19 protein-coding genes are annotated in these 21,666 nt (G+C 51.1%); 8 read left to right on the top strand and 11 right to left on the bottom strand.

Annotated features, from left to right (window positions below; all coding sequences use genetic code 11):
* Nucleotides 1–32: 32 nt before the first annotated feature.
* Nucleotides 33–1,412 (bottom strand): threonine synthase, encoded by a 1,380-nt coding sequence (thrC, locus tag V5T57_RS06340; protein ID WP_332890333.1) that lies wholly within the window; start codon nt 1,410–1,412, stop codon nt 33–35.
* A 472-nt stretch (nt 1,413–1,884) separates the two neighbouring features.
* On the opposite strand from thrC, the gene V5T57_RS06335 reads away from it, so the two are divergent.
* Nucleotides 1,885–4,299, top strand: a complete 2,415-nt coding sequence (locus tag V5T57_RS06335; RefSeq protein WP_332890332.1) for an EAL domain-containing protein — start codon at nt 1,885–1,887, stop codon at nt 4,297–4,299.
* 198 nt (nt 4,300–4,497) lie between these two features.
* Here V5T57_RS06335 and V5T57_RS06330 read toward each other — a convergent pair whose 3' ends face one another.
* The 7 genes from V5T57_RS06330 to V5T57_RS06300 form a co-directional block, all read right to left on the bottom strand.
* A complete protein-coding gene (locus V5T57_RS06330) occupies nt 4,498–4,707 on the bottom strand; it encodes a hypothetical protein (RefSeq protein WP_332890331.1) in 210 nt (69 codons plus the stop codon).
* Nucleotides 4,708–4,717: 10 nt separating this feature from the next.
* Nucleotides 4,718–4,864 carry a hypothetical protein gene (locus tag V5T57_RS06325; protein WP_332890330.1) on the bottom strand — a complete coding sequence of 49 codons (147 nt, stop codon included), beginning with the start codon at nt 4,862–4,864 and terminating at the stop codon, nt 4,718–4,720.
* Nucleotides 4,865–5,018: 154 nt separating this feature from the next.
* On the bottom strand, nt 5,019–5,654 hold the full coding sequence (locus V5T57_RS06320) for a CYTH domain-containing protein (RefSeq protein ID WP_332890329.1): 636 nt from the start codon (nt 5,652–5,654) through the stop codon (nt 5,019–5,021).
* A gap of 3 nt (nt 5,655–5,657) precedes the next feature.
* Nucleotides 5,658–6,278: a class I SAM-dependent methyltransferase gene (locus tag V5T57_RS06315; protein WP_332890328.1), complete on the bottom strand. Its 621-nt coding sequence runs from the start codon at nt 6,276–6,278 to the stop codon at nt 5,658–5,660.
* A complete protein-coding gene (gene trxC, locus V5T57_RS06310) occupies nt 6,278–6,730 on the bottom strand; it encodes a thioredoxin TrxC (protein ID WP_332890327.1) in 453 nt (150 codons plus the stop codon). Before trxC ends, V5T57_RS06315 begins: the two co-directional genes overlap by 1 nt.
* 219 nt (nt 6,731–6,949) lie before the next feature.
* Entirely contained in the window at nt 6,950–7,369 is a 420-nt protein-coding gene (locus tag V5T57_RS06305; protein ID WP_332890326.1) for a rhodanese-like domain-containing protein, read from the bottom strand.
* Between the two features lie 157 nt (nt 7,370–7,526).
* Entirely contained in the window at nt 7,527–7,847 is a 321-nt protein-coding gene (locus V5T57_RS06300) for an ArsR/SmtB family transcription factor (protein ID WP_332890325.1), read from the bottom strand.
* 198 nt (nt 7,848–8,045) lie between these two features.
* On the opposite strand from V5T57_RS06300, the gene V5T57_RS06295 reads away from it, so the two are divergent.
* From V5T57_RS06295 to V5T57_RS06280, 4 genes are all read left to right on the top strand, one after another.
* Nucleotides 8,046–8,825 (top strand): DUF484 family protein, encoded by a 780-nt coding sequence (locus V5T57_RS06295; protein WP_332890324.1) that lies wholly within the window; start codon nt 8,046–8,048, stop codon nt 8,823–8,825.
* 4 nt (nt 8,826–8,829) lie between these two features.
* On the top strand, nt 8,830–9,837 hold the full coding sequence (locus V5T57_RS06290; RefSeq protein WP_332890323.1) for a tyrosine recombinase XerC: 1,008 nt from the start codon (nt 8,830–8,832) through the stop codon (nt 9,835–9,837).
* Nucleotides 9,834–10,595: a YdcF family protein gene (locus tag V5T57_RS06285; RefSeq protein ID WP_332890322.1), complete on the top strand. Its 762-nt coding sequence runs from the start codon at nt 9,834–9,836 to the stop codon at nt 10,593–10,595. Before V5T57_RS06290 ends, V5T57_RS06285 begins: the two co-directional genes overlap by 4 nt.
* 245 nt (nt 10,596–10,840) lie before the next feature.
* The gene (locus V5T57_RS06280) at nt 10,841–12,091 is read left to right on the top strand and encodes a hemolysin family protein (protein ID WP_332890321.1); all 1,251 of its coding nucleotides are present in this window, start codon (nt 10,841–10,843) and stop codon (nt 12,089–12,091) included.
* 245 nt (nt 12,092–12,336) lie between these two features.
* On the opposite strand, the gene V5T57_RS06275 is transcribed toward V5T57_RS06280, so the two are convergent.
* Nucleotides 12,337–13,257 (bottom strand): selenium metabolism-associated LysR family transcriptional regulator, encoded by a 921-nt coding sequence (locus V5T57_RS06275; RefSeq protein WP_332890320.1) that lies wholly within the window; start codon nt 13,255–13,257, stop codon nt 12,337–12,339.
* A gap of 163 nt (nt 13,258–13,420) precedes the next feature.
* Between V5T57_RS06275 and V5T57_RS06270 the strand changes: the two genes are divergently transcribed.
* The 3 genes from V5T57_RS06270 (at nt 13,421) to V5T57_RS06260 (ending at nt 17,761) form a co-directional block, all read left to right on the top strand.
* Nucleotides 13,421–14,362 carry an HAD-IIA family hydrolase gene (locus tag V5T57_RS06270; RefSeq protein ID WP_332890319.1) on the top strand — a complete coding sequence of 314 codons (942 nt, stop codon included), beginning with the start codon at nt 13,421–13,423 and terminating at the stop codon, nt 14,360–14,362.
* A 438-nt stretch (nt 14,363–14,800) separates the two neighbouring features.
* Nucleotides 14,801–16,216 (top strand): sodium:proton antiporter NhaD, encoded by a 1,416-nt coding sequence (gene nhaD, locus V5T57_RS06265; RefSeq protein ID WP_442918172.1) that lies wholly within the window; start codon nt 14,801–14,803, stop codon nt 16,214–16,216.
* A gap of 306 nt (nt 16,217–16,522) precedes the next feature.
* Nucleotides 16,523–17,761, top strand: coding sequence for an MFS transporter (locus V5T57_RS06260; protein WP_332890317.1), 1,239 nt, complete (start codon nt 16,523–16,525; stop codon nt 17,759–17,761).
* Here the strand turns inward: V5T57_RS06260 and holA are convergent.
* Together holA and recD2 are read right to left on the bottom strand one after the other, a co-directional pair.
* On the bottom strand, nt 17,718–18,758 hold the full coding sequence (gene holA, locus V5T57_RS06255; protein WP_332890316.1) for a DNA polymerase III subunit delta: 1,041 nt from the start codon (nt 18,756–18,758) through the stop codon (nt 17,718–17,720). The two genes, V5T57_RS06260 and holA, sit on opposite strands and share 44 nt — an antisense overlap.
* A 147-nt stretch (nt 18,759–18,905) precedes the next feature.
* Complete coding sequence (gene recD2, locus V5T57_RS06250) at nt 18,906–21,086, bottom strand: SF1B family DNA helicase RecD2 (protein WP_332890315.1); 2,181 nt, start codon at nt 21,084–21,086, stop codon at nt 18,906–18,908.
* Nucleotides 21,087–21,666: the final 580 nt, after the last annotated feature.

Genomic DNA, 21,666 nt, shown 5'->3' with positions numbered 1-21,666 from the left:
TCTCTTTCGAGCAAGCACCTTATCAACGCCCATTAGGCCAGGGTTTCAGAAACCTTATTTTTAATGGCTTCAGCTGTGGCCGGTAAAATGTCACAACGGGTGGGTAGTTCCATCAGATCAGCCATAGCCGCTGGCAGTGCTACTGGATTTCCGGTTGCCTGCTTGACTGCATCGGCAAACTTAGCAGGGTGAGCTGTAGCCAGACACACTACATTTTCCGTGCCCTCAGCCGCAGCCACACCAACGGCGGTGTGGGGATCTAGCACATAACCAGACTCTTTAAACACACGGGTAATGGTTGCCAAAGTCTGCTCTTCACTAATGGCTTGAGCACTGAAGATGCTCTGCACTTCGGCCAACTGCTCCGCAGAAACGGAAAAACCACCGGTCTCTGCCAACTGCGCCATACAGCTTTTGACTGCCTGACCATCCCGACCCAACAGGTCAAAAAGGTAGCGTTCAAAGTTGGAGGAGATTTGAATATCCATTGAGGGGCTGATGGTCGGTGCCACATCCCCTTTACTGTAGCGACCCTGAAGAACAAAACGGCTGAGAATATCATTCCGGTTGGTAGCCAAAATCAGCTTCTCGACAGGTAACCCCATTTGACGGGCCAAATACCCGGCAAAGATATCTCCAAAATTCCCCGTAGGGACCGAGAAGCTCACTTTTTTGCTGGGGTCTCCCCCCGTCACACGGGCCCAAGCACGGAAATAGTAGACAATTTGTGCCAAAATACGGGCCCAGTTGATGGAGTTTACCGCACCAAGGCTATACGCCTTCTTGAACGCCAGATCATTGAACAGCGTTTTGACAATGGCCTGACCATCATCAAAATTCCCCTCAATGGCGATGTTGTGAACATTTTCGTCCAACACCGTGGTCATCTGCCGTTCTTGTACGGGTGAAACCCGCTTATGGGGGTGCAGGATAAAGATATCAATCCCCTCCTTACCCCGTACACCATGGATCGCCGCAGAGCCGGTATCCCCGGAAGTGGCACCAATAATGTTCAGGCGCCCCCCCTGTTTTTCCAGCAAATATTCAAACAGGTTACCCAAAAACTGCAGGGCGACATCCTTAAAAGCCAAGGTTGGACCGTGGAACAGCTCCAAAACCTGAACGTTCCCGACCGGCACAACCGGGGTAATCTCTTCATGTTCAAACTTAGCGTAGGCATTGATCACCAACGGACGCAGATCCTCTTCAGGAATATCCTCTTCCACAAAAGGGCGCATCACTTCAATGGCCAACTCCTGATAGGAGAGTTTGGCCCATTGGCGCAGGGTATCGGCATCAATCTGTGGTAGCTTTTCAGGGATCAACAATCCACCATCGGTGGCCAGACCCATCATAACCGCTTCGGAGAAAGAGATGGGGGAAACACCGCCCCGGGTACTGATGTAACGCACAGTCTCAACCCTTTACTAAATTTGAAAGCTCACTGACCCGCCATGTAAAACACACACGTTTCGTGCGTACGGCACCATGACCAGACCATCCATCTACCCATCCATCATAGCCTTACAGTGTACGACGATTTCATGCCCTAGGTAAACACCAGATAGAGGCCGACGCCATAACCCGCACCGCGCTTAAACTCCGCATATATACGTATTTATAGTGTACTTAACACTTACCCACACGCCATAAAACACGGCTATTTAACGCGAGTTTTTGCTACTTTTGGCAAACTTTCTGATATATTAATACCCACATAAGTGTGCATAGCATTAGAAATTATCTAAAAATCTGGTATCTTACCTTTTATACCTTTCTTTTTTGTCTTATCAAAAAGGGTTAAAAAAACAGACTGATCCTACCATGGAACAGCTCTTTTTTCTGACAAACCCCGTTCATCCCATGGTCTTTTAAGGAGTCACCATGCGCTCTCCTGCCTTGCGTTATGCTGTGTTGGCCTCTGTGATCTGGACCCTTATTCTTGGTCTCTCCCTCTCCTGGCAAATTTCAGGGGAAAAACGTCAGACCCTTGAAATGGCGACCAATACAGCAAAAGCAAATTTTAATAAAGACCAAGCCTATCGTAACTGGGCATCCACCCATGGTGGTGTCTATGTCCAACCGGATGAACGCACCCCACCCAGCCCCTACATGGCCCATGTACCAGATCGTGACCTACGCACCACCGAGGGCCGCCAACTAACCTTGATGAACCCCGCCTATATGCTACGACAGATGATGGATGAGTTTGGCCAACTCTATGGCATTAAGGGGCGTATTGTCGGCACAGTGGCCTTAAACCCAAACAACCAAGCCGATTTTTGGGAAACACAATCCATCCGGGAGTTTAAACAGGGTCGCAAAGAGAAGATGGAGCTCACCCAAATTAATGGGCAGCCCTACCTTCGGCTTATGAAGCCCATGATCATGAAAGAGCACTGCCAAAAATGTCATGGGCACCTGGGTTTTGAGAATGGCTCCGTCAGGGGTGGTGTCAGTGTTTCGGTACCCATGGCCTCCTACTACCAGTTGGCCGAGCAAGCCATACAAACCAACACCCTGACCCATGGCGGTCTGTGGGTATTGGGTATATTGGGTATCTCGCTGGTCGCACGTCGTAGCCACAACAGTTTTTTGGAACGGCAACACCACTTGGGTGAACTGCGTCTCTCAGCCCATGTCTTTGACCACTCCCAAGAAGCCATGATGGTTACCGACCACCGTGCCCGTATATTGAGTGTAAACCACGCCTTTGTTGAGCAAACAGGCTACAGCGAACGCGATGCCATGGGGCAAACCCCAAGTTTACTGAAATCCGACCACCATGATCCTCTATTTTATGCGGAGCTGTGGAAGACCCTACTCGCTTCAGGCTCCTGGCAAGGAGAGATCTGGAACCGCCGTAAAAATGGGGAGGTCTTTGCAGTTTGGGAGACCATTGTCATGGTTAAAGATGAGCAGGGTGAACCCAAACACTTTATTGGTGCGTTTACTGACATTACCGAAAAGAAAGAGTGGGAAGAGCGCATTCATCATCTGGCCCACTTTGATATGCTGACGGAGCTGCCCAACCGAGTATTATTCAATGACCGTTTGCAACATGCTCTGGATCAAGCCAAACGGGAAAAAAACCGCATGGCCTTGATGTTCCTAGATCTGGATGGCTTTAAAAAAGTTAATGACTCCCTGGGCCATGCCCATGGTGATCAGTTGCTACAAGAGGTGAGCGAACGCCTGACCCACTGTGTGCGCAGTGCCGATACCTTGGCACGCTTAGGTGGAGATGAGTTTGTGATTTTGCTGGAGAAAATCCACGACCAGCAGGATGTCCAGATGGTGGCGGATAAAGTACTTACAGCCTTGCGGGTACCGGTGGAGCTGGAAGGTAAACATGAGGTATTTGTCAGTGGCTCCCTGGGTGTTGCACTCTACCCAGAAGATGGAGATGATCTACGCACCTTACTCAAAAATGCCGATACAGCCATGTACTCCGCTAAAGAGAAGGGCAAGGACCGGGTTATCTTTTACCAGCCGGAAATGAGTAATATGGCCACCGTGCGGTTGGAATATGAAACAGCCCTACGTCATGCCCTTAAGGAAAACCAGTTTCAGGTACATTATCAGCCCAAGTTTGATCTTGTTTCCCAGCAAATTGTGGGTTTTGAGGCACTGGTTCGCTGGTACCATCCAGAAAAAGGGACCATCTATCCGTCGATCTTCATACCCCTTGCCGAAGAGTTGGGGTTGATCGGCGACATTGATGCCCAGGTGATGGAAAAAGCCATTGAGGATACCGCGCAGTGGAATCAAGCCGGTTTTCCCGTAGTCATATCCGTCAATCTATCTGGGCTGGAGTTGGAAGGTGATTGTGCCCTGGCGGAACGTATTGGCGCATTATTAGAACAATACCAACTCCCCCCCCATCAGTTACAGATTGAGATTACCGAATCGGTCTTCATGGAGATGGATGATAAGCTCCAGGCCTCCATTGATGCTTTACGTGACCTGGGTATTCAGTTGGCCATTGATGATTTTGGCACCGGCTACTCCTCTTTGAGCTACCTAAAAAATCTGTCGGTGGATGTCATTAAAATTGACCAGTGCTTTATCCGAGAAATTACCCGCACCCGAGAGGATCAAGTGATTGTACGTGCCGTGATTGCCATGGGAGAGTCCATGGGGTTAACGGTGGTCGCAGAGGGTGTAGAAGAAGAGCTACAGTCCCACTTTTTGAAAAAAGAGGGGTGCCGAGAGATCCAAGGGTATTGGATCAGTCGCCCAGTACCCATTGATGAGACCATGCCCCTTTTGGAGCACTACAACAAACTGAGTGCATAACCAACAGGGCCTGGCACCCTCACTTTCTGCGCGACCAAACAAGCAAAGGGCAGGAAGTAACCCAGCCTGTGACCAGACATCGTTTAAGCGCAAGAGATCAGGCTAGCGGTGTAAGTGTGACATTCAACCCCCCCTATGGCAGACCAACTAAGCTGTGTGTGCGGGTTATACATCACACCCTGCACACACATGACACACTTAAGGCTTAAGCGGTTTATCCTGCCAGCGGGTATTCCATATCTTCCGAGCCTCTTCCACACCGCAGCAGTTCAAGGGTAGCTGTAACCCGCAGGTGGGGCAGGCAATGTGTATACCTGTGGGTATGGGGGCACCATGGGCATTGGTGGCTTGCGCCTTAACGGTGGTTCCACACAGGGGGCAGGGCTCAAAGCCGGGTAAGGGATGCATGGCTCTACTTTCAACACATACGGTGGATCAGCCCCACGGTTGAAGGGGTATGGGATAGGGCCCCTGCCCTAGAGGCGCACCCCTCCTTCATAACCGATTCCTTAGGGGCACCAACCGCTAAACTCGCGGTTCCGGCATCCGGCCAAATGGCATTCATACCCCTCTCTACAAGAGGTTGAGCGATCTACTGTTCCAGGTGAGTCAGCGATTTTACGTGAACAGCGGGGGTGTGCTGACAGGGCAAGGTGTCTCCACATCTGTGCCGAGCAGACCGCTTTGGGGTGTTGAAACCCTGGCCAGCTCCACGCCGATTATCTTTCCAACATACCCAGTAAGATCAGGCCAATGGCAAATTTAGAGTGGGGTGAGGGGACCAGAGGGTGTCGCGCTTTCAAGGTTTCAGCCAAGGCTTCAATGGGTGCCAACTCACCCTGGAGCAGTTCCAGCTCCACTTCACACAGCCCTTGTTCTTTACCCCCCGCTTCAACCTGGCCACGATCCAGGGCCATCTCTGCTTCGGTACCACAGGGAAAGGTTAAATGGACCGCCCGACGTTCAAAATCTGTCACCATGAGGGGTTGCAACACCGCTTGAGGAGCTTGAACACGTAGATGGTCCAAGGCTTCCCGCATTTCACCTGGGGGAAAATCTTCTAGGTTTTGAGGGTTATGGGGCAAAAAGCCCTCCCACTCCTCGCGGCGGGAAACACCATTAACCACACCACCAAAACCCTTAACCGCAGCCCGCCAGCGCCCATCCCCTTCAGGACGAGACCGAAAGGCCAAATGGTTGTGTAGCAGAATATGCGCTGCCGTATCATAGTATGTTGCCCGATAATCCACCCGCACGGGGGGGGCCGCCAGAGCAGCAATGGCGGGATCCTGCAGGACAGCATCCAGCGTCGCATAATCTGGAGCCGTGAGTTTAATCTCTAACTCCAGAGCCATGGTTTACGCTCCTTCCGGTTTACGGGCACAGATCCAGTATTGACACCCCCCTACCCGCTCGCCATCTGCAACCTCTACCAAACCCGCTTCAGCCAACTGACCACGCAGGGTATCAATCAACAGGCGGTGATCCTCAGGAGGCCCCATCTTTTTGCCATCCGGACGTTGAGGACACGGCGCAAACTTCCCCCAATCCAGGGCCATTAAAACACCACCGGGTTTAAGGAGCCGTTTGATCTCCAGCAAGGCATCCGCCACCGTTACTTCGTGCAGGGTAAAAGCGATAAACACCCCATCATACTGCGCGGCTTCCAGCCCGGTTTGAACCAGGTCGGCACAATGATCGTTCAGGTTGGGGTGGTGCCCCATATGTTTGCGAAAGAAATCCAGCACCTCTTGCTGTAACTCCACCGCCATAACCGATCCTTCAGGCCCCACACCCTCCAATAAAGCCGGAGTAAAAAAACCTGCGCCACAGCCAAGATCCACCAACTGCATACCTGGGGTAATGCCCATCTGTTGCACCAGAGCCGGGGCATCATCAATACCACGACGGGAAGGATCCAGCAGACGTTCCGCTTTTTTAGGATCAAAGCGATGCTTGGGGTGATGATGATGGCCCATTACGGCACCTCCAAAATACGTTCCACCCAATCCCGTAACGCAGGCAGGGTCATGGAACCTGACATCTGATCCTTTAGCTGACCATGGTCAAACAGCATTAGGGTGGGGATGGAGCGAATATTAAACTGATTGGCCAAAATACGATTTTCGTCGGTATTGACCTTAACAATTTTCATACGTCCCATCATTTCACGGGCATAATCGGCCAGCAAAGGGGACATCTGACGGCAAGGTCCACACCAGGGGGCCCAAAAATCGACCAGAACCGGCATAGGTGAGCGTAGAACTTCATCATGGAACTCCGTTTCACCCACGGTAATGGGAAAATCAGGGCCAACTCGGCTTAAAGGCTCCCCACATTTTCCACAGCGGGCATTAAAACCAGCTTTGGTGGTAGGAATTCGGTTTCCAGCACCACAACTGGTGCAGTTGGCGATGAGAGGTTCGCTCATAAAGGCGTTTCCTGAGATAAGGTCATTAAAAAGTTTCTATCTCATAGATGAAGGTAATGGGCCACTTTTTTCAAGTGATAAAAAGGCAGAAAAGTGCGCTTAATTTTTTGATTTTTCAAAAGTGTCACCGCAGCTGGTGTAAAAAAGCCCCCGTTGGGTGGATGCTTCCAACCTGAACGGGGGCTCTTATAGATACCGCTACTCGGCAGGATTTTCTGCCTACTTTCGGACTTTATAGCCTTGAGCTTGCCAGTTGATCATACCACCGGTGACGTTATAAACCGTCTCAAAGCCCGCTTTTTTAAAGCCTACAGAGCCCATCATGGAGCGGTTACCACTACGACAAATAACCGCAATTTCCCGGCCCGGATATTGCTTAACCATATCTGGGGCGCGGCGGCTTACCTCATTCAGAGGAACCAAAACGGCCTGATCAATACGGCCATCACTGTTGAACTCTGCGCTGGAACGTACATCGATGATTAATGGGGGCTGTTTGCCACCCATCATCTTAACCAGATCGTGGGGCGTGATGTTCATGATGTTATAAATTTTGGCTAGGATGGGGCCTTTAAAGAGCATCCCCATCAAGATGAGAACCATTAACAGGGTTACCCAATTGTCTTGCAACCAACTCATGGTTTTTTCGATCCGTGGTAGTCGTGGCTGGAAACATGCGCACGCACAAAACCGCCAGGATCAAGCCAAAGGCCAATCCTGGTGGTTTTGTTGTGTCGCACAGTTGGGGGTATTGGGTCTTTCCATTGGAAGAGTGTGTGTAAAAAAAGCCTTGGCCCTATTTTTTGGCAGCGGCCTCTTCCTCTTCTTGACAGAAAATTTTCTTGGTCAAAGAGACCAGATCCAACACCTTGCAGTCCCCAACCCGGTAGAAGACCTGATTGGCCACCCGCCGGGAAGAGAGAATATTTTTGTCCCGCATGATGGTCAGGTGCTGAGAAACATTGGATTGAGTCGTTCCTACCGATTCAACCAACTCTTGCACCGAGAGCTCTTTTTCGTTCAGAGCAACAATGACCTTAAGACGCAGGGGATGAGCCAGCGCCTTCATGCATCGGGCGACCTTTTCAACATTGTTTTCATCAAAATCGCAACCCACGCATCACCTCAAAGTTTGATGGGTCTGGCATGAGACCTGCCGACCTCAGTTATGTCATTATTAGCTTTTTAGCTTTATCTAATAATAATAGAAGTGTAACGCAGCAACGTCAATCCAAATCGGGGTTAAGCAAATGAGCATGGCGTACCATATTTGGGGTAACCGTGCCAGACCCAATGCAGCCAGATAGAGATGATTATGAATGAAGCCGCAATCCAACCAATAATCGACGGGCCACTGACTGAAAAACAGGTACGTGACTACCTACTGGCCAACCCATCGTTTTTTAACAGCAATGAGGATCTGCTGCCCGCGGCCATCAACGCATCGGGGCGGGTTCTTAGCTTGGAGGCTAGTCAGCTTAACAAACTGCACCAAGAGAATAGCCGGATCCAGGAACATATGGATCAGATCATGGAGCGCATCCGTCAAAACGATGCCATTTACCATGCCTTTCATACCATCCAAAAAACCTTGTTGGTGGAGATGGGCCGTGATGTAGCCAGCCTAATCAACCGGTTCTGCGATGCCTTGGAAGATACCTTCAAGATCTACCGTGTTGCCCTTACCATAAGCGATACAGCACCGGCCATGTTACCGTTACGCCATGCCATGCAAAGTGACCCTGCATTGGCGGGTGCTTTAAGCGGGCGGGTTAATCTCTTGGATCATGCCCAGTTACAGAGCATTTTAGGCAACAGCAGCCATTCGGTGATCCGTGTGGGCCGTGAAGGGGGGGATCGTACGCCCTTCTTTGGTCTGCAGGCTGAACAGATTAAAAGTGATGCGCTGATCCCCATATTCACCCCCCCCTTGGATCTGCTCACAGAGGAAGGCCCAAAGCCTGAGCCGATCGCCTCCTTAAACCTGGGTGGTGAAACCCCCAACCGTTTTCTACCGGGTTACTCCACCGATCTACTACAGGATATGACCGATATCTTTGTCTTAATTCTGGAGCGTACCCTGGAGGCCAACTGACGCCATGGCCCTTCCCCATCAGCAGCGTTTTTTTGATCATCTGATGCAGGAGCGCCGTCTTTCTCCTCATACGGAAAAAGGGTACCGGCGCGATCTTGAGGCATTTGAACGCTTTTTTGCCGACTATGAAGGGGAACCGTTGACGGCGGATAACCTGGCGGCGGTGGATAGTGACCACATCCGCTCTTTTTTAGGGCGGGGTCATCGGGAGGGGTTGGCAAGGACCACCATGCAGCGACGCATGGCGGCTTTAAGGGCTTGGTTCAATTATATGGATCGGGAAGGGTTGGTGACGGGTAACCCTGCGGCTGCTGTTTCCAGCCCCAAGGCCCCTAAGCGGCTACCCCGTGCCCCCAGTGTGGAACAGACCATCAATCTACTGGACCAAAGTGCACCTTTACCCCCTGCACCAGAGGCCAGCGATTTTGATAAAAGCGCCTGGTCTAATCTACGTACCTTGCGTGATGCCGCCCTGATGGAGCTACTCTACAGCGCAGGGCTACGTATTAGCGAGGCATGCAACCTGGATCGGGCGGATGTCGACCTCAGTGCTGGTCAGCTACGGGTCAGACATGGTAAAGGGGGCAAAGAGCGCATGGCGCCCATGGGCCAAAATGCCATTCAGGCCATCGAAGCTTGGCTACAGGCACGCACCAAAGCCAAACCCCATATGGACCCCATGGGACCCGTCTTTACCGGCCAGCAAGGTAAACGTTTAAACAGTCGTGAAGGGCAACGGCTTTTGGCCAAGTGGCGCCAGCGGCTTGATCTGCCAGACAGTGTTACCCCCCACGCCCTGCGCCACGCTTTTGCCACCCACCTGCTCCAAGCTGGGGCCGATCTACGCGCCATTCAGGAGATGATGGGCCATGCCAGCCTGTCGGCAACTCAAAAATATACCCATCTTGATATGCAAGCCCTGGCTAAGGTGTATGATGCCGCGCATCCCCGGGCCCAACGTCGTACACCCCGACCCAGCACCACCCCAACTTTTCGTAAAGAACCATCGTGACTTCACCACTGTTTAACAGCTTGATCAAATCTTTAATCTTCCCACCAGGTAATCTGCTGATCCTGATGGTGTTGGCCTACCTGTTAATTAATAGATGGCCCAGGCTGGCAAAGTTTACCTTGATGGTGGCGATCCTGGCACTTTATATACAGAGCGCCCCCTGGATTTCGGAAATGATGGTCCGCCACCTGGAATCCCACACCGTGGCCCTGACCCCAAAAACAGCCCCGAACGATCCGGCGCAATTAACCGTTGTTTTAGGGTGTGGCCGTTACCCCGAAGCCCCTGAGTATGGCGGTAAGGACACCCTCTCGACCTGCGGTTTGTCTCGGGTACGTTATGGGGCGTATCTCTACCGTATGACAGGACGACCAATTTTAGTCGCCGGGGGTATGCCCTATGGTGAAGAGAGCTCTGAGGCCGACGCCATGGCTGAAACCTTAGAAAAAGAGTTTCGTATTCCTGTCATGTTTCGGGAAGGGACCAGCCGTAATACCTGGGAAAACGCCAAAAATACCGCCAAAATTCTGAAGCGTGAGGGGTTAAACCATATTTTTTTGGTTACCCACGCCAAAGATATGCGACGTGCGGCTTGGTCCTTTAGACAGCAAGGGATCCGTGTAACCGAAGCCCCAACACTGTTTAAGACCAAATCTGCGGTGTGGCCGCTCCCTTATCTGCCCAATAATTTATCTCAATTTAAGTGGGCGCTTCACGAAATGGTGGGGATGCTCTATTATCAGCTTACCGCTAAATAGTTTTGGAAGATCTGTACACTTCCATACCGCCCAACTTCTCATAGGAATAAAGAAGGGCTCTTGGCGTATACTTCTTCTTTTTAAGGGTTGCGTAGCAGATGCGGCAAAAACCCTTTAACCGTCATGTAACCATAGATATTTTGTCGATGGATACTGTGGAACGTTTGATCCTACATGGGTGTGACATGGAACTAGACCACGTTATATCCGTATGGAATAGATAGATCTGAAAGTTTAGGCCCACTGTGGAAACATTGCTGATCCTGTTTTTTATGTTATTGCTTTCGGGCTTTTTTTCTGGCTCTGAAACCGCTTTAACAGCTCTTTCCCACTCCCGTGTAGAAGCGCTGTTGCATGAAGACCGCAGTGGAGCCCGTGCTCTGCATGCACTCAAAAGCAACACAGACCGTATGCTGATCACACTGCTGATTGGTAATAACCTGGTCAATATTGGTGCTTCTGCCATCGCCACTGTGCTGGCTACCCAACTGTTCGGTGACATGGGGCCGGGTTTGGCAGTAGGTGGCCTGACCCTGTTTATTCTCATTTTTGGTGAGATCGTCCCCAAAACCTTTGCAGCCCGCAACATGGTCACCATTGGTCTGATTGTAGCACCGCCGCTGTTTCTCTTTGCCAAACTGGTTTTTCCCCTGACTTGGCTGCTGGAGCACATCACCCAATCCATGGAACGTTTTTCCAATGCCAACGAACCTATGGTGACAGAGTCTGAGCTTCTCTCCATGGCCCGCCACGGTGCCCGTGAAGGTGCGATTGAGGCGGATGAAGAGGCCATGATCAAACGGGTGTTTGAGCTTAATGATCTTTGCGCAGAAGATATTATGGTGCCCCGTGCCCAAATGGTGACAGCCGATGGAGACCTGACCGTCACCGAAGCGGCCAAAAGCCTGCTGGCCCAACCCTATGGACGGGTTCCATTGACCTTGGGGGATTCCGATGAGATCCAAGGGGTCATTTATGTCCGGGATGTGCTGGAAGCCATGGTGCATGAGGATGGTCAGAAAAAACTACGCGAAATTGCCCATGAACCCATCTACATTGCCCAAAACCAGCGCCTGGATGACCTGTTAGAGCGCATGCGCGGTCGTAAAGAGAAGATGGCGGTTGTCGTAGATGATATGGGCATGGCCCAAGGGTTATTTACGCTGGAAGATATTCTGGAAGAGGTGGTTGGCGAGATTTATGATGAATCCGAAGGGCCTGAGCATACCGCTGTGGTGGAGAATCAACCGGGTGAAGTGCAGGTTGATGGCATAACTGAGATGCGCCATGTGATCGCCTATTTCAAAATGGACCTTAAGAGCAAGCCCACCGACCGTGTAAACCAATGGCTATTGGCCAATATTGCCCGTATTCCCATGCCGGGCGAGTGTTTTAACATTGGTGATCTGGAAGTGGAAGTCAAACGGGCCAGCCGCCGACGTATTCACAAGGTTCTGGTTCGCAAGCCGGGTGTTGCCAGCACAGTGGATGGATAAGCTGTCGATAGACAAACCGTATAAAAAAGCCCTGGCAACACGTGCCAGGGCTTTTTTCTTATGGCTTAAACCCACCTGCTCAGTCGATAACGGAAACCATCTTTTTACCGTGCTCTTTGGCAGAGTTGACAAAGACTGCCACCACTTTGGAATGGATGGATAAGCTCTGTCGATAGACAAACCATATAAAAAAAGCCCTGGCAACACGTGCCAGGGCTTTTTTCTTATGGCTTAAACCCACCTGCTCAGTCGATGACTGAGACCATATTTTTACAGTGGTCTTTGGCAAAGTTGATAAAAGCTTCCACCGCTTTGGAGCGAAACTTCTGCTTCTGGTGGATAAAGTTGATGGTACGGGTAATACGTACACCCTGAACCCGTTTGGCCACCAAAGTGCCCAACTTCAACTCTTTGATCAGTGAAGCGCTAGAAACCACGCCAATACCGATTCCCCCTTCGACAGACCCTTTGACAGCCTCAGTCGAACCCAGCTCCAGCACAATATCCAACTGGTCATAAGGCAGACCTGCTTGGAGCAGATGATCATGCACCACCTGACGGGTACCAGAGCCCTCCTCACGACTGACAAAGGGGTAGGCTTTTAGCTCTTTAACGGGAATTTCGTCCAATGAAATAAGGGGATGATCCGGGGGTAGGATAATCACCAACTCATCATCCAAGCACCCTTCGCGGGCAATGTTCTTATTTTTAACCGGTCCCTCAATCATACCCACATCAATGGTGGCATCTTCCAACTTACGCACAACCGTACGGGTATTATCAATGGAGAGGCGGATCTGTACATCATTGAACTGATCACGATAATCGCTGAGAATACGTGGCAGCAGGTACTCACCAATGGTGGTGGATGCCCCAACTTTAACCACACCACGGGTCACACCTGTTAACTCACTGACCGCTTTTTCGGTCTCTCGGTAGAGATCCAAAATACGTTCAGCATAGCTGTAGACCTCCTGCCCAGCTTCGGTCAGGGAGATACGGTTATGGTGACGGTCAAATAGGCGGGTATCAAAATGCTCTTCAAGCTGGCGAATTTGAAAAGTGACCGCAGGTTGGGTCAAATAGAGCTCCTCCGCCGCTCGGGTAAAGGATAGATGCTTGGCAACCGCGTAGAAAACCCGTAAACGTGTATCGGAAAAACTCATGACTTCCCCCCCTTGCCACATTTGGCAGGTGGCAGCGCTACACTCCAAAACCCAAAAAAATTCTTATAACGTATTTGATATGTTAAAAAAATCTCTGATCGATGTATAGATAAAAATCACTTAATCAGGATAGGTTGACCAAATAAGGCTGGGAATGGTGTCGATGTCTAAACAGTTAATTGATCAGGGTGCCCAACTTCGCACCCTTTATCGCAGCTATGTTCGGTGGTTGAATGGCGGTGCTTACAACCAAGGAAAAATGGCTGTAGAAACCACATTTATGCAGGCTGTAGAACCCTTTAGCACACTTTTTTTTGATGCTTATGGGGTACTATATGGCGGTGCCACCCAACAGCAAGGTGTGGCAGATGCCATGCAGCACCTGCGCGATCAGGGAAAGACCATTCGCCTACTGTCCAATAATGGGCATGAGTCCCTACCGTCCATTCAACAGAAATTGGCCCAGCGCCATGTACACTTTGAGATTTCAGAATTGATCACATCGGGCATGGTGGTCTCCGACTATTTACAACGCAGCACACTGCGGAACACCCCCTATTTACTGATTGGCTCTGCCCAGAGCCGGGCGGCCTATGCGCCTAACCCAGATCAACTGGAACGCCCCCCTGGCGATAACCGCTTGGCACAGAGCCCTCCCCGCTCCTTACTGGTCTGTAGTGACTCTCTGTATTGGGATACCCCTTACCAACCCCATGTGGAGGCCATTATGAGCCGCCAGTCTCTCCCCATGTTGGTGGCCAACCCCGATATGGTGGTGCCCCTACCCGATGGTGGTTGGATGCCCGTTGCTGGTCATGCGGCCTTAGATCTGAACCAACGCCATGGGGCGCCTTTTATTGGCTTGGGCAAGCCCTTCTCACCGGTGTTTGAAAAAGCTTTGGCCTCGGTACCCCATGTACCCCTTGAAGAAATAGTGATGATTGGGGATACCCCAGAGACCGATATTCTGGGTGGCAACCGCATGGGCCTAAAAACCTGCCTGGTGGGCTCGGGTACACTGGCGCATATGGACCTGAGTTGGCGGGATTATTGTGCGGAGCAATCCATTTTACCCGACTTTTTTGTCCCAGCGGTCTCACCTTAAGAAACCGTAAGCAGGGTTTTTTTTGTGGGACTACCCCCCTCAAAACAGACAGATTTGAGGGGATTTTACCTGCAAAAGTGTCAGGTTCTGAATTTTTTTTGCACCTGCAAAAGGTGAGACGGAAATACAACCTTATTAGAGCAATCATCGCTATCTTCAGTACACCACACGGTTTTTTTCTGCACTGCATAGAAAAGGCTCTGGTTTGTAGAAGCCAGAATCTTAGGACGTGATTCAAACCGTTACAAATACGGGCGTTATCGTATTGCAAGCCTTGTGGGAACCGGCTAAAATCTGCCGCTGCTGGAGTCTACTTTTTGTGTTCCACAGAACTACGCATGTAGATTACCAGTCTTTAGACTCTTTTCCATGTTTTAGGAGGGAGCCTTGAATAAGCTCTTCTTGTACAGTCTGGCTGCGATGCTGGTACTGTTGGGTATGCCGGAACTGGCCATGGCCGCAGGCGGTGGTATGCCGTTACCGGATAATCTGCCCGATCTCACCGAGATGTGGGTTGGTCCAACAGCTATTGTGATCTTTGTGCTTGCCTATGCTCTGGTAATGGGTGAAGAGTTTACCCACATGCGCAAATCCAAACCTGTGATCTTTGCAGCAGGTTTGATCTGGGCCATTGTCGCGTATGTTTATGCCGACTTTGCCGGTGGTATTGCCGACCCAGGCACCCAAAAAGCCGTACAGCATGCAGCAGAAGCTGCTGTACGTCACAACATTCTGGAATTTGCTGAACTGTTCCTGTTCCTTTTGGTTGCGATGACCTACATCAACGCCTTGGACGAACGTCAAGTCTTCCAGGCGCTGCGTGCGTGGTTGGTCCGCTCTGGCTTTAGTTACCGCCAGATGTTCTGGATGACCGGTGTGCTCTCCTTCTTCATCTCCCCCATTGCAGATAACCTGACCACAGCACTGTTGATGTGTGCGGTGATCTTGGCGGTGGGACGAAGCAGGCCCCAATTTGTGGGTATTGCGTGTATCAACATTGTGGTTGCTGCAAACGCCGGTGGTGCTTTCAGCCCCTTTGGTGATATCACGACCCTGATGGTTTGGCAGAAGGGCGTAGTACCTTTTACCACCTTCTTCCTGCTCTTCGTTCCCTCACTGGTTAACTGGCTGATCCCTGCCTACATCATGGCCCGTACGGTTTCTACCGATACACCGGAAGCCAGTGATGAAGTGGTGGAAATTCGCCGGGGTGGTTTTGTGATCATTGGTCTGTTCCTGATGACCATCGTCACCGCAGTAAGCTTCCATAACTTCCTGCACATGCCCCCCATGGTCGGTATGACCACCGGTTTAGGTCTGCTTAAGCTGTATGCTTACTACCTAAAGCTGACCCACTCCCGCGAGCAGCATGGTGAAGATGGCGAGATCGGTGATGTCCGCTTTGATATCTTCCGTAAGGTGGAACGGGCTGAGTGGGATACACTGCTGTTCTTCTACGGTGTTATCCTCTGCGTTGGTGGCCTGGGCTTCATCGGCTACCTGGAGATCGTCTCCAAGGTTATGTTCATCGACTGGGGTCCAACCTGGGCCAACATCACGGTGGGCTTCCTCTCCGCCATTGTGGATAACATCCCCGTTATGTTTGCGGTGTTGACCATGATGCCTGAGATGGACATGCTGCAGTGGTTGCTGGTTACCCTGACCGCTGGTGTCGGTGGCTCTATGCTCTCCATTGGTTCCGCAGCGGGTGTTGCGCTGATGGGTCAAGCCCGCGGCATGTACACCTTCTTCGGCCACTTAAAGTGGGCACCTGTCATCGCGATTGGCTACTTTGCCTCCATCGGTGTGCACTTCTTGGTCAATGCGAACCAGGCTGGCGTACCCGTAAATTGATGCTTAGGGTGTGAATCATAAAAAAGGCCGGATCCAACAGGGTTCGGCCTTTTTTTGTCGCCAGACAGCATGCTTTTATATTGGAATTATTGTTGTCACATCATCATAATAGGGCGCCAATGATTGCTGTGCATCCAGAGACCCCCTGCCTTTAGGGGCATATGGTCATCCCAACAGCATGTGGCGCATCATTATGTCGGCATCCGGGGCTAACTGGCCCCAAGAATGCCCCGTCAACTTCATACTTTTTCAGGGATTCATCACCTTGAAAAGATTATACCCTGTACCCCAAGGCAGGACGACTCTATGAAACGCAAAAGTACCATCGGTATCATTTTCTTCACGGTCTTTCTGGACCTGCTTGGTTTTGGTCTGGTCCTACCGCTGTTGCCCAACTATGCCAGCGACCCTATGTTTAACGCCTCCACCTTTGAGATCGGTGTGTTGATGGGGGTCTACTCCCTGATGCAGTTCCTCTTCTCACCGCTGTGGGGACGCCTTTCTGACCGTGTGGGACGACGCCCTGTACTGATTATTGGTCTCTTTGGTTCGGCTTTTTCCTACCTGATCTATGGTCTGGCAGAGAGTTTGATTGTACTCATTCTCTCCCGTGCTCTGGCTGGGTTTATGGGGGCCAACATTGCTGCAGCCCAAGCCGCGATGGCAGATCTGACACCCCCAGAAAAACGTGCCCAGGCGATGGGTATTATTGGTGCTGCGTTTAGTTTGGGCTTTGTATTGGGGCCAGCAATGGGGGGTTATTTAGCCGCAGAGTTTGGGATCAGCGCAGCCCCCTTGGCCGCAGCAGCCATTACCGGCATTAATGCGGTGGCCGCCCTGTTCCTGCTCTCAGAAACCCGCGATCTAAGCCAGGAACAGCAAGAGCCCCTGGCCAAGCGTGCCCACCCGCTCTCCCTACACCCCTGGCAGCAGGCCCGTAACTATCCTGGTGCCTTAATGGTCTGCCTGTTCATGGGTATTTTCATCACCCTATTTGCCGCTTTTGAGATGTCCCTACCCCTATGGACACAACTTGTCATGGGGTGGAGCAGTGGTGCACAGACCATGTCTGAAAATGGCCACCTGTTTGCCTTTGTTGGGGTGGTTATGGCCATTGTGCAAGGCGGTATTGTGCGTCGGCTGGTCCCCAAATGGGGGGAGATCCGCACCGCTTATACCGGTTTGATCCTGATTGCACTGGGGTTGATGCTACTGGGGCAAGCGTCTAGCTATACCATGATCCTGATTGCACTGGCCTTGGCCGCCACCGGTGCAGGTTTAGTGCATCCCGCATTCTCTTCACTGGTTAGTCTGAATACGGATAAAGATAAACAAGGTTTGATGATGGGGCTGTTCCAGTCCATGGGCGCACTCGGCCGGGTACTGGGTCCGCTATGGGCCGGGTTGGCCTTTGTCTCTTTGCAGGGGAATGTCTTTCTGCTCAGCGCCCTGGGTATGGCCTTCCTGCTGGGGACGCTCATTCCCTTAAGTCGGGATCGGATTATGGACGCCCGCCAAATAGCCGCGCAAGGCGCAGAATCATAGAACCCAAGACCTGCTCTGGGGGCCGAGATCCCTCGGCCCCCTTGAGCAACCGGTCTGTCTCCTGGCAGGTGATTAAAGCTTCCGCCAAATTTTTTGCCGGTACTTGATTACACTGGGCCAGAAAACGGTCTTTCTCTTTCCAGAAAATACGTAGCTTACGGGTAACTTCATCGCCCCCCATACCACGCTGCATCCAACCTTGAGCCTGGGCCAGACGGCGAATACGCTGGGTCAACAACCCAAGCAGCGGCAACGCTTCGGACATACCCCCGGATTGCACCAGTTTATCCAGGGTGCGTAGGGCTTTTTTGGCATCCCCCCGTAACACCGAATCTGCCAGATCAAAACCACTATGTATGGAGGCCTCACCCACTACAGCACGGGCGGCATCCAGGGTAATGGCACCCGGTTTTCCCACATAGAGATAGAGCTTCTCCAACTCCCGCTCTGCATTGCGGGTATCCCCTTCGAGCAATTGAACCAGCATGGGTATGAGATCTCGATCTGCCGCACGGTACCCATTGGCTTTGATATGCTCTTCAATCCACCCCCCCATATGGCGCCCCTCCAATGGATAGAAGGGGGTTACCCAGCAGCGATCATGTTTTTCCAACCCTTTACGTAGCGCGTTTGAAGCTTCCAAGTTGGCGGAAAGAAACAGAACAACGGTGGAGCTGGAAGGTTCGTTATCCAGATAGGTCACAAAAGATTTACGTTGGGGGGGGCTCAGTTTATCTGCCTCTTTCACCACCACCAGGCGCATATCTGCCATAAAGGGAATAGACCGACAGGCACTGAGAAAATGCCCTTCATCCAGGTCCCCTCCATAGAAGCGTTCTAGGTCAAAATCACGATCAGCATCCCCACCTAGCACCCACTTTTCAACCGTTGCGGCGGTCGTTTCAATACGACCCTGCTCCTGCCCATAAAGTAATATGGCCAAAGGGTAGGATTTGCCTTTGAGTTTACCGGGCAGATCTCGATCTTTTATTTTCATAACAACCGTCGCGGGGAAAAGGTAATAACTGCGGATAAGATAACAGGAACCCCCCCCATAAAGGCAGGGTTTTGGTAAGCGCACACCCCATACCTGTTGGAACAGAGGGTGGACACCCCCATTCGTTAAAAGGCTCTAGGCCAATACTTAGCCCATACGCTCTTGAATACGACTGCACAAACCGGTGTGACGTTGCATATTTTCTTTAAAAGTAATGGCCATCTGCAACGCAGGCTGCGAACCCACCAACACAACCCCTTTACGGGCACGGGTTACACAGGTGTAAAAAAGATTACGGTAGAGCATTTTCTGATGGGCCGTCACCACCGGGGTGACCACATAACCAAACTGCCCTCCCTGACTTTTATGCACAGTGATGGCATAACTGGGGACAATATTGCGCATCTGCTCTTCATCCAACAGCTTCTGCGCACCATCAAACCGAGCGATGATTTGCCAAACCCCATGTTGGTCTTTTTTTAAATCAACAATCTCACCTTGATCCCCATTGTACAGCTCCAGTTCATAATCATTTTTGGTCTGCATCACCCGGCAACCGGCCCGGTAGGCAAACCCCTCCAGTTCAAAAACCAGCTCTCCCTCTTCATAAGGGTTAAGCGCCTCATGCAGTTTTTCATTAAGCGCTTTTACCCCCACTTCTGTCCCATGCATGGGTGTAATCACCTGAATATCCGCTGCTGCGATCTCCCCCACGGTGATCATTTTTTGCACCCCATCCAACATACGTTGGGCACAGTGGTGGAGATGATCCATCCCTTCACGTACTTCGACAAACTTTAGATCTCTGGCCATCTGGGGGCGTCGACCGGCTAATATTTCAACCGCGCCAAGTGCAATACCTGAACCCTCAGCTTGACGGTGCACCTCTGTTAACCGAGCCACCGGCACCACACCGCTATGAATGAGATCCTGCAATACCCGCCCAGCCGCGACAGAAGGCAACTGATCGGCATCCCCCACCAACAGTACCCGACAATGATCCGGTAAGAGCTTTAACAAAGAGCTGGCCATCCACTCATCCATCATGGAGCTCTCATCCACCACCAGCAGGTCACAGCTAAAGGTCTGTTTACCTTCGACCTCCTCATCACTATTTTTACCCATAAGACGGTGGATGGTCAGCGCAACCTCACCGGTGGCTTCCGCCAACTGCTTGGCCGCCCGACCTGTGGGTGCACAGAGCTTGACGCTCTGTTTATGGGCAACGGCATGTTCAATCACATAACGGGTAATGGTCGTTTTACCCATACCTGGCCCACCGGTTAGGATGGCCATTTTTTCACCGGTTACAGTCGTCAGAGCCGCTTGCTGGTCAGGAGATAAGGTAAAAGCACCGCGGCTGACACGTTGGATCCAATCTTCTGACATACTGCCAATGGGGTTAGGACCCTGTAAGCGGTTTAAATGAAAGGCGATCTCTTTTTCATAACCATGGTAACGGGCCAACTGTACATGGGTGGTTCCATCGGCATCCACCACCCGCACCACCGGCCCCTCCCCCAGGTCCAAACGATCCAGGACCATAGATTCCAGTTGTTCTTGCTCATCCTGAAGCTGGAGCAATACCGCCAAGCGCTGGTGAAAAGTGGTCTCCTCCAATAGGGTATGACCTTCACTCCCCGCTAAATGGCTGAGCACCTCCAACATGGCCGCTTCAATACGCCGTGCATCAAATGGGCTGATATCCAGCGCTAATGCCGCACGGTCTGCACGTTGAAATGAAATGCCCCGCACTTGTGCCAATAGATAGGGGTTCTCTTTCAATATTTTTAAAGCATCCTGTTCAGGATGGCTCTCTTTTAACTTACGACTAACCGCACGGGTTAACGCCGGACCAAACCCCAACTGATAGAGCATCAGCATAATCTGCGCATCGGCTCTGGCACCTTGCCAATGTTGAATAATCTGCTCTTTGTTGGCCCGCCCAATCCCTTTGATCTTTAAGAGGGCATCTGGCCGTTCATCAAGCATATCAAACAGCCCACTTCCAAACCTTTGTACCAACTTAGGGGCCAGGGTTTTGCCAATGCCTTTAATACCCCCGCCTTTTAGATAAAGGGTTATCGCCTCTTCCATGGTCGTGGCCTGAGGTTCAAATTTTTCTGCCTTAAACTGTAACCCATATTTGGCATTGCTTACCCATAGGCCATGAACACGCACACGCATCTCTACCGCAGGTGCCGGTAAGGTACCCACCACCGTGTGGTTTAGCTCGGGTGCTTCATCGGGGGCGACCGCCAACACCCCATAACCGGTCTCAGGGTTATGGTAGATAATCTGGTGAATACGTCCTGTAAAGCTCTCCATGGTCACTGCCTAGGCCCTGAATGGTTGAGAGGAAATGGTAGCCCAACGGATAAAGATAACAGGGGGAAACCTAAACCCATAGGTGATGAATCCAAGCACAGAGTGTCTACCAATTTTTTGGTTTACGTGCCCCATAGTATCAGGGAGCTTGAGCGTGGTTTATCTTCCAAAATCCAATTGGTTTGTAGATATCTGGTCAATGGTATTCATGCATCGGTTGAGCGCCACGAGAGATCTCAAGCTGCTTTAGGTCATCTTTCAGATATATTTGGAGATTATACATTGATCATGCCCTCTTCCATGTCACTAAAGTAAAAAAATCCCCATACAGCCACCCCTACCCCACCCACCAGAAAGCTGAATTATCCTAGCCCTTTATCGAACATAGTTCATTTTCAACCACTCGATTTAGCCGAGATATAAATCATGCTTATCTTTTCTTGATCCTAAAAAAACACCACAAACAACCATTTTTTTGGTACGCTTTGTACATATCTAAAAGGTTATATACATGTTGGGATCTGTCCTGAGCTTGATCGGAAAACAGGTGTGAAGAGAGAGAGAAAAATTATCACGCCCC

It is taken from the genome of Magnetococcus sp. PR-3 (genome assembly GCF_036689865.1).
Lineage (GTDB): Bacteria > Pseudomonadota > Magnetococcia > Magnetococcales > Magnetococcaceae > Magnetococcus.
Note: the sequence above shows the minus strand (reverse complement) of the source record. Positions and strands in the feature narration are given on the sequence as shown.

What these genes read in the sequence shown, in the direction of transcription:
- V5T57_RS06275 (WP_332890320.1), bottom strand. Translation starts at nt 13,257, where the DNA reads ATGAGTTTTTCCGATACACGTTTACGGGTTTTCTACGCGGTTGCCAAG.
- V5T57_RS06270 (WP_332890319.1), top strand. Translation starts at nt 13,421, where the DNA reads ATGTCTAAACAGTTAATTGATCAGGGTGCCCAACTTCGCACCCTTTAT.
- V5T57_RS06315 (WP_332890328.1), bottom strand. Translation starts at nt 6,278, where the DNA reads ATGGGCCATCATCATCACCCCAAGCATCGCTTTGATCCTAAAAAAGCG.
- V5T57_RS06335 (WP_332890332.1), top strand. Translation starts at nt 1,885, where the DNA reads ATGCGCTCTCCTGCCTTGCGTTATGCTGTGTTGGCCTCTGTGATCTGG.
- V5T57_RS06320 (WP_332890329.1), bottom strand. Translation starts at nt 5,654, where the DNA reads ATGGCTCTGGAGTTAGAGATTAAACTCACGGCTCCAGATTATGCGACG.
- V5T57_RS06305 (WP_332890326.1), bottom strand. Translation starts at nt 7,369, where the DNA reads ATGAGTTGGTTGCAAGACAATTGGGTAACCCTGTTAATGGTTCTCATC.
- V5T57_RS06260 (WP_332890317.1), top strand. Translation starts at nt 16,523, where the DNA reads ATGAAACGCAAAAGTACCATCGGTATCATTTTCTTCACGGTCTTTCTG.
- nhaD (WP_442918172.1), top strand. Translation starts at nt 14,801, where the DNA reads ATGCCGGAACTGGCCATGGCCGCAGGCGGTGGTATGCCGTTACCGGAT.
- V5T57_RS06325 (WP_332890330.1), bottom strand. Translation starts at nt 4,864, where the DNA reads ATGAATGCCATTTGGCCGGATGCCGGAACCGCGAGTTTAGCGGTTGGT.
- holA (WP_332890316.1), bottom strand. Translation starts at nt 18,758, where the DNA reads ATGAAAATAAAAGATCGAGATCTGCCCGGTAAACTCAAAGGCAAATCC.
- trxC (WP_332890327.1), bottom strand. Translation starts at nt 6,730, where the DNA reads ATGAGCGAACCTCTCATCGCCAACTGCACCAGTTGTGGTGCTGGAAAC.
- V5T57_RS06295 (WP_332890324.1), top strand. Translation starts at nt 8,046, where the DNA reads ATGAATGAAGCCGCAATCCAACCAATAATCGACGGGCCACTGACTGAA.
- recD2 (WP_332890315.1), bottom strand. Translation starts at nt 21,086, where the DNA reads ATGGAGAGCTTTACAGGACGTATTCACCAGATTATCTACCATAACCCT.
- V5T57_RS06290 (WP_332890323.1), top strand. Translation starts at nt 8,830, where the DNA reads ATGGCCCTTCCCCATCAGCAGCGTTTTTTTGATCATCTGATGCAGGAG.
- V5T57_RS06330 (WP_332890331.1), bottom strand. Translation starts at nt 4,707, where the DNA reads ATGCATCCCTTACCCGGCTTTGAGCCCTGCCCCCTGTGTGGAACCACC.